Here is a 5703-nt window from a genome sequence, read left to right on the forward strand (position 1 = left end):
GGCCAGGTCGGCCTGCGCGACGTCGTCGACCATGAGCGTCACGGCCGCCGCGGCGCGCGGGTCGGCGGCGACCTCGTCGAGCGCACCCGTGTCGACGCTCGGGTAGCCGAGCAGCACGTCGTCGACGCCCTCGCGCGCCAGCCACACGGCCTCGCGCACCGAGTACGCCATGACACCCGCGAACCCGGGCCGGGGGCCGTCGAACCCGCTGGCGCCGCCGGGGTCGATGACGACGGCGTGCCCGGAGCGTCGCCCGACGGGGATCTCGAGCACGTCACCGACGTGCAGGCCTTCGAGCGAGCGGGCGACGTCGGCCCGACGGGCGGCGGCCGCGGCGCGGGACTGGTCGCGCTCGAGCCGGCTGATGTCACGGCGGATGCGCGCGTACTCGGCGAAGTCGCCGAGGTGGCACCGCATGGCCTCGGCGTACCCGTCGAGCGCCTCGGCGTGCGACTGCGCCTGCCGGGCGAGCCCGACGACTCCCCGGTCCGCCTGGAACTGCGCGAAGGACGTCTCCAGGACCTCGCGGGCACGGTCGCGACCCACCTGCGCGACGAGGTTGACCGCCATGTTGTACGTGGGCCGGAAGCTCGAGCGCAGCGGGTAGAGCCGCTTCGACGCGAGGCCCGCGAGCTGCACCGGGTCGAGCCCGGAGTGCGCGACGACGACGGCGTGCCCCTCGGTGTCGATGCCGCGGCGCCCCGCACGCCCGGTGAGCTGCGTGTACTCCCCCGGGGTCACGTCGACGTGGCTCGAACCGTCCCACTTGACGAGCTTCTCCAGGACCACGGACCGGGCGGGCATGTTGATGCCGAGCGCGAGCGTCTCCGTCGCGAACACGACCTTGACGAGGCCGCGGGAGAACAGGTCCTCGACGGTCTCCTTGAACAGCGGCAGCATGCCCGCGTGGTGCGCCGCGACACCCCGCGTGAGGGCGTCGAGGAGGTCCCAGTAGCCGAGCACGTCGAGATCCTCGGGCGGGACGGCGGCGCACCGCTCCTCGACGATGCGCCGGATCGTCGCCTGCTCGGCCGGGTCGGTGAGGCGCACGCCCGCGGCCAGGCACTGCTGCACGGCCCCCTCGCAGCCCGCGCGGGAGAAGATGAACACGATCGCCGGCAGGAGCTCGTCCTTGTCGAGCGCGTCGACCACCGCGAACCGCGGGGTCGGGCGCCCGAAGACCGACCCTCCCCCGGGCCGGTGCCCACCACGCCCGCGGTAGCCACGGTCACCCGGCCCGCGCCGCCCCGGGCCCTCCGAGCGCTCGCCGCGGCGCAGCAGCTGGACCAGGTCCGGGTTGATGGGCGGGTCGACACCCGGGTCCGTGGGGTCGACGTGGCCCGCGTACAGGTCGAGCAGGTCGCCGCGGACGAGGACGTGCTGGCCGAGCGGCACGGGACGGTGCTCGCTGACGACGACCTCGGTGTCGCCGCGGACCGTCGCGAGCCAGTCGCCGAACTCCTCCGCGTTCGAGACGGTCGCCGACAGCGACACGAGCTGCACGTCGTCGGGCAGGTGGATGATCACCTCCTCCCAGACGGGTCCACGGAACCGGTCGGCGAGGTAGTGCACCTCGTCCATCACGACGAACCCGAGCCCGGCGAGGGTCTGCGAGCCCGCGTACAGCATGTTGCGCAGCACCTCGGTCGTCATGACGACGACCGGCGCCTCCCCGTTGATGGTCGTGTCACCCGTGAGCAGCCCGACCCGCTCGGGGCCGTAGCGGCGCACCAGGTCGCCGTACTTCTGGTTCGACAGCGCCTTGATCGGCGTCGTGTAGAACGCCTTGCGACCCGCCGCGAGGGCCAGGTGCACCGCGAACTCCCCCACGACCGTCTTGCCCGCGCCCGTGGGCGCCGCGACGAGGACGCCGCTGCCGCGCTCGAGGGCGGCGCACGCCTCGACCTGGAAGTCGTCGAGGGGGAAGCTCAGCAGCTCGCGGAACTGCGCGAGCTCGCCGCGCTCGGTCTCCGCGCGGCGGCGCGCGGCCGCGTACCGCTCGGCGGGCGACGGCTCGGCCGACACCGTCGACGAGCCGGGACCGGAGGACGGACGACGCCTGCGTGACACCACACGCACACCCTAGGCACGCGGGGGCACGTCGCACGCTCCGAGCCCCGGGCGCGCCGCGCGCGCTCGCGGACGGGTCAGGCGAGGACGGACAGGGCCCCCGGGTCGACCTGGACGCGCAGCGGGAGCGGCCCGACCCGCTCACCGTCCGCGAACGCCGCCGGAGGCGCCACCCCCGTGTCGAGGAGCGGCTCGATGAGCACCGACCGGCTGCGCACGACGGTCACCGCCGGGTGGTGCACGTGCCGGCCCTGGTAGATGCCGGGGAAGATCCGCGTCACCGCCGACCGCGAGAGCGGTCCCGCGACGACGACGTCGAGCAGGCCGTCGTCGACCTGCGCGTCGGGCGCGATCCGCAGCCCGCCGCCGAACGACCGGACGTTCGCGACGGCGACGAGCGTGCCGGCCGACTCCCACGTCCGGTCGTCGAGGGTCACGCGGTACCCGTAGGGCCGGAACGCGGCGAGCTCGGCCGCCAGGGCGCGCACGTACCGGGCCGACCCGGCGGGCCACGTCATGGTGTTCGCACGCGCGTTCACGGCCGCGTCGATCCCGCACGACAGCACGCCGAGGAACCACTCGTGCGCGGAGTGCTCGGGCGTGCCGGCGCGCACCGCGTCGATCCGGCGCGGGCCCGTGTCGAGCGCGCGCTCGACGACGTCGACGGCCGCCTCGACGTCGCCGCGCGGGAGCCCCAGCGCGCGGGCGATGTCGTTGCCCGTGCCGGCCGCGACGATCCCGAGCGGCAGCGCGGTGCCCGCGACGACGTTCGCCCCGAGGTGCACCATGCCGTCGCCGCCGACCACGACGAGCGCGTCGAGACCCTGGACCGCGGCCGCACGCGCCCGGTCGGTGGCCTGCGCGAGCGTCGGCGCGGACAGGTCCTCGACCTTCGTGCCGCGCGCCACCAGCAGCTCGTGCACGCGCCGGCCCGCCTGCGCCCCGCGTCCCTTGCCCGCCGTCGGGTTCACGACGACGCCGACGTGCCTCACGTGGCGGCAGGCTCGGCGTCGTCGGGGAACGTGCCGTCGAGACGCGGCAGGCCCGCCGCGACCCGACGACGGTCGACCCGACGGTCGTGCACCGTGCAGATCACCAGCGCCCCCGCGTAGAGCAGGCAGATCGGGATCGCGACCGCGATCATCGTGATCGCGTCCGGCGTGGGCGTCATGATCGCGCTGAACGTGAACGCGATCATCACGGCCCACCGCCAGCCCTTGCGCCACGTCGCCGCCGTGCCGAGACCCGCGAAGTTCAGCGCGACCATCACCACGGGCAGCAGGAACGCGAGGCCGAAGACGAGCATCACGCGCATGACGAACCCGAGGTACGTCTGCGCGTCCACCAGGTTGGTCGCACCCGACGGCGTGAACTCGATGAGGAGCTGCACGGCGTGCGGCAGCACGTACCAGGCCAGCAGCGCACCACCCAGGAACAGCGGCACGGCCGCACCCAGGAACCCGAACGCGTACCCGCGCTCACGGCGGGTCAGCCCGGGCGTGATGAACGCCCACAGCTGGTACAGCCACCACGGGCTCGACAGGATCACGCCCAGGAAGATCGTGATCTTGACCCGCATGTCGAAGGGCGCGGCGACGCCCGCGAAGTTCAGGGAGACGAGCCCGTCACGCGTCGATCCGGCGGCCTCCAACGGCTGCTGGATGGCCTCGAAGACGGGGTCGTAGAAGATCCAGGCGAGCACGGCGCCGAGCACGACGCCGATGGACGCGAGGACGAGGCGCTTCCTCAGCTCGAGGAGGTGGGCCCGCAGCGGCATCCTGCCGCCGGGGTCGCGCCCGCGGCGGGAGCTGCTCACGCGGTCAGACCTTCGGAGGCGTGGTGCCCTCGGTCGGCTCGTCAGGACGCTTGTCGTCGTCCCGCAGGTCCTTGACCTCGGTCTTGAAGATCTTCATCGACTGGCCGACGCTCTTGGCGAGCCCCGGGAGGCGGTTCGCCCCGAACAGCAGCAGGACGACCAGCACCAGCACGATGATGTGCCAGGCGCTCAGGTTTCGGATCACGGGGCTACCTCCGTCGCGGTGCGAGTCCCGCGAATCCTAACCCCGCCGGACCTGTCCGGATGCTCCCTCAGCTCCAGTACGCACGCCACGACTCGCGCGTGCGCCAGTGCCGCTGCTCGCGCGCCGCGCGACGTGCGGTGCGCTCCTCACGGAGGGCCGCCCGACGCTCGACCAGCGGACCCCGCGGCGTCAGCACCGTCGGCCCGGTGTCCACGCGGTTCTGCTCCGCCAGCGCCTGCAGCTCCGCCAGCCGGTCGCCGAGCTGCTCCCACGTCTGCCCGGCCTTCGCGAGCTCCCGGCCGAGCGCGAGCCCCGACCGCCAGAGCCGCCGCCCCAGGAAGAACGCGCCGACGAGCGTGCCCACGACCAGCACCGTCCACACGGTGAACCACAGCACGGCGTCAGCCCTCCTCGTCCGCGAGCGGCCCGTACGCGGCCAGCGCGGCGCGCGCGGCTGCCGCGACCTCCGTCGCCACCCGCGCGGGCCGCACGTCGAGCACCTCGTCCGCGACCTGCAGCACCAGGTGCCGCAGCCACGCCGGGCGCAGGACACGCAGGTCCACCTCGAACGAGCCGTCCTCGAGGTTCCGCACCGCCTCCACGGGCGTGCTCTCCGCGACCCACCGCGCCGAGCTGCGCAGGTGCAACGTCACGAGCTCGCCGTCCGGTCCGGGCTGGAACTCCCCCGCGTCCGGCGCGACCGTGTGGTCCGCGACCGGCGCGTCGAGCACCTCCGCCGCCAGGATGCGGTCCACCCGGAACAGGCGCTCCCCGTCGACGAGGCGGCACCACGCCAGCAGGTACGAGCGCTCGTCGTCCGTGACGAGCCGCAGCGGGTCCACGTCCCGCTCCGTCGTCACGTCCGACGCGTCCACGTACCGCAGGTGCAGACGGCGCCCGTTGCGCAGCGCCGTCGCCACCGCCGTCGCCACGTCCGGCGCCGCGTCGAGCCCCAGCCGCACGTCGAGCGCCGCCGCCGCGTCACCCGCCGCCGCCGTCAGCTTGTCCAGCGCGGACGACAGCACCGCGGCCTGCTCCGGGTCGAGCGCCGGCCGCAGCGACGAGTCCAGCGCCCGCAGCGCCGCGAGCAGCGCCACCGCCTCACGCGCGCCCAGCCGCAGCGGACGCGTCATCCCCCGCGACTCCGTGAGCCGCACGACACCCTGCTCGTACGACGCCGCGTCGAAGTCGATCAGGTCGTGCGGGAAGTACCCCGGCGTCCCCGTGACCCACAACGTGTCGATGTCCGACAGCACCTGGTCCGCCGTCACCCCGAACTGCTCCGCGATCTCCTCCACCGGGACACCCGCGTGCCGGTCCAGGTACGTGATCATCCCGAGCATGCGCAGCAGGCGGTCGCTCGCGCGCTCAGCCATCCGACCCTCCCCCGACGCTCGTCCGGTCCAGCGTCGCCGCCGTCCGCAGCAGGTGCAGCACCGCGTGCCGCACGCTCGGCGGGTCCAGCACCACCACCGCGTCGCCGTACCCCACGAGCTCCTCCGCCAGCTCCCAGTCCAGCCGGAACGGCACGTGCACCACGTCCCGCTGCGCCAGCGCCGCCGCCGCACGCGGGTCCGACCACACGTCCGGCGCGTCCACCGGCGCCGGCACC

At 74.3% G+C, this 5703-nt stretch carries 7 protein-coding genes; all 7 read right to left on the bottom strand.

What is annotated here, in order from left to right; genetic code table 11:
• Positions 1–2073: DEAD/DEAH box helicase (locus HGA02_RS08810; RefSeq protein ID WP_425483051.1), on the bottom strand; the 2073-nt coding region annotated here is incomplete at its 3' end.
• Between the two features lie 74 nt (positions 2074–2147).
• Positions 2148–3062 (bottom strand): diacylglycerol kinase family protein, encoded by a 915-nt coding sequence (locus HGA02_RS08815; protein WP_168678698.1) that lies wholly within the window; start codon positions 3060–3062, stop codon positions 2148–2150.
• A complete protein-coding gene (gene tatC / locus HGA02_RS08820; RefSeq protein WP_124342823.1) occupies positions 3059–3847 on the bottom strand; it encodes a twin-arginine translocase subunit TatC in 789 nt (262 codons plus the stop codon). Before tatC ends, HGA02_RS08815 begins: the two co-directional genes overlap by 4 nt.
• Before the next feature lie 43 nt (positions 3848–3890).
• Positions 3891–4091, bottom strand: a complete 201-nt coding sequence (gene tatA, locus HGA02_RS08825; RefSeq protein ID WP_168678699.1) for a Sec-independent protein translocase subunit TatA — start codon at positions 4089–4091, stop codon at positions 3891–3893.
• Between the two features lie 67 nt (positions 4092–4158).
• The gene (locus HGA02_RS08830; RefSeq protein ID WP_168678700.1) at positions 4159–4488 is read right to left on the bottom strand and encodes a hypothetical protein; all 330 of its coding nucleotides are present in this window, start codon (positions 4486–4488) and stop codon (positions 4159–4161) included.
• 4 nt (positions 4489–4492) lie between these two features.
• Positions 4493–5467, bottom strand: a complete 975-nt coding sequence (locus HGA02_RS08835; protein WP_168678701.1) for a helix-turn-helix transcriptional regulator — start codon at positions 5465–5467, stop codon at positions 4493–4495.
• Positions 5460–5703: WCX domain-containing protein (locus HGA02_RS08840; protein ID WP_168678702.1), on the bottom strand; the 244-nt coding region annotated here is incomplete at its 5' end. The genes HGA02_RS08840 and HGA02_RS08835, both read right to left, overlap by 8 nt.

Source organism: Cellulomonas septica (assembly GCF_012396155.1).
GTDB lineage: Bacteria > Actinomycetota > Actinomycetes > Actinomycetales > Cellulomonadaceae > Cellulomonas > Cellulomonas septica.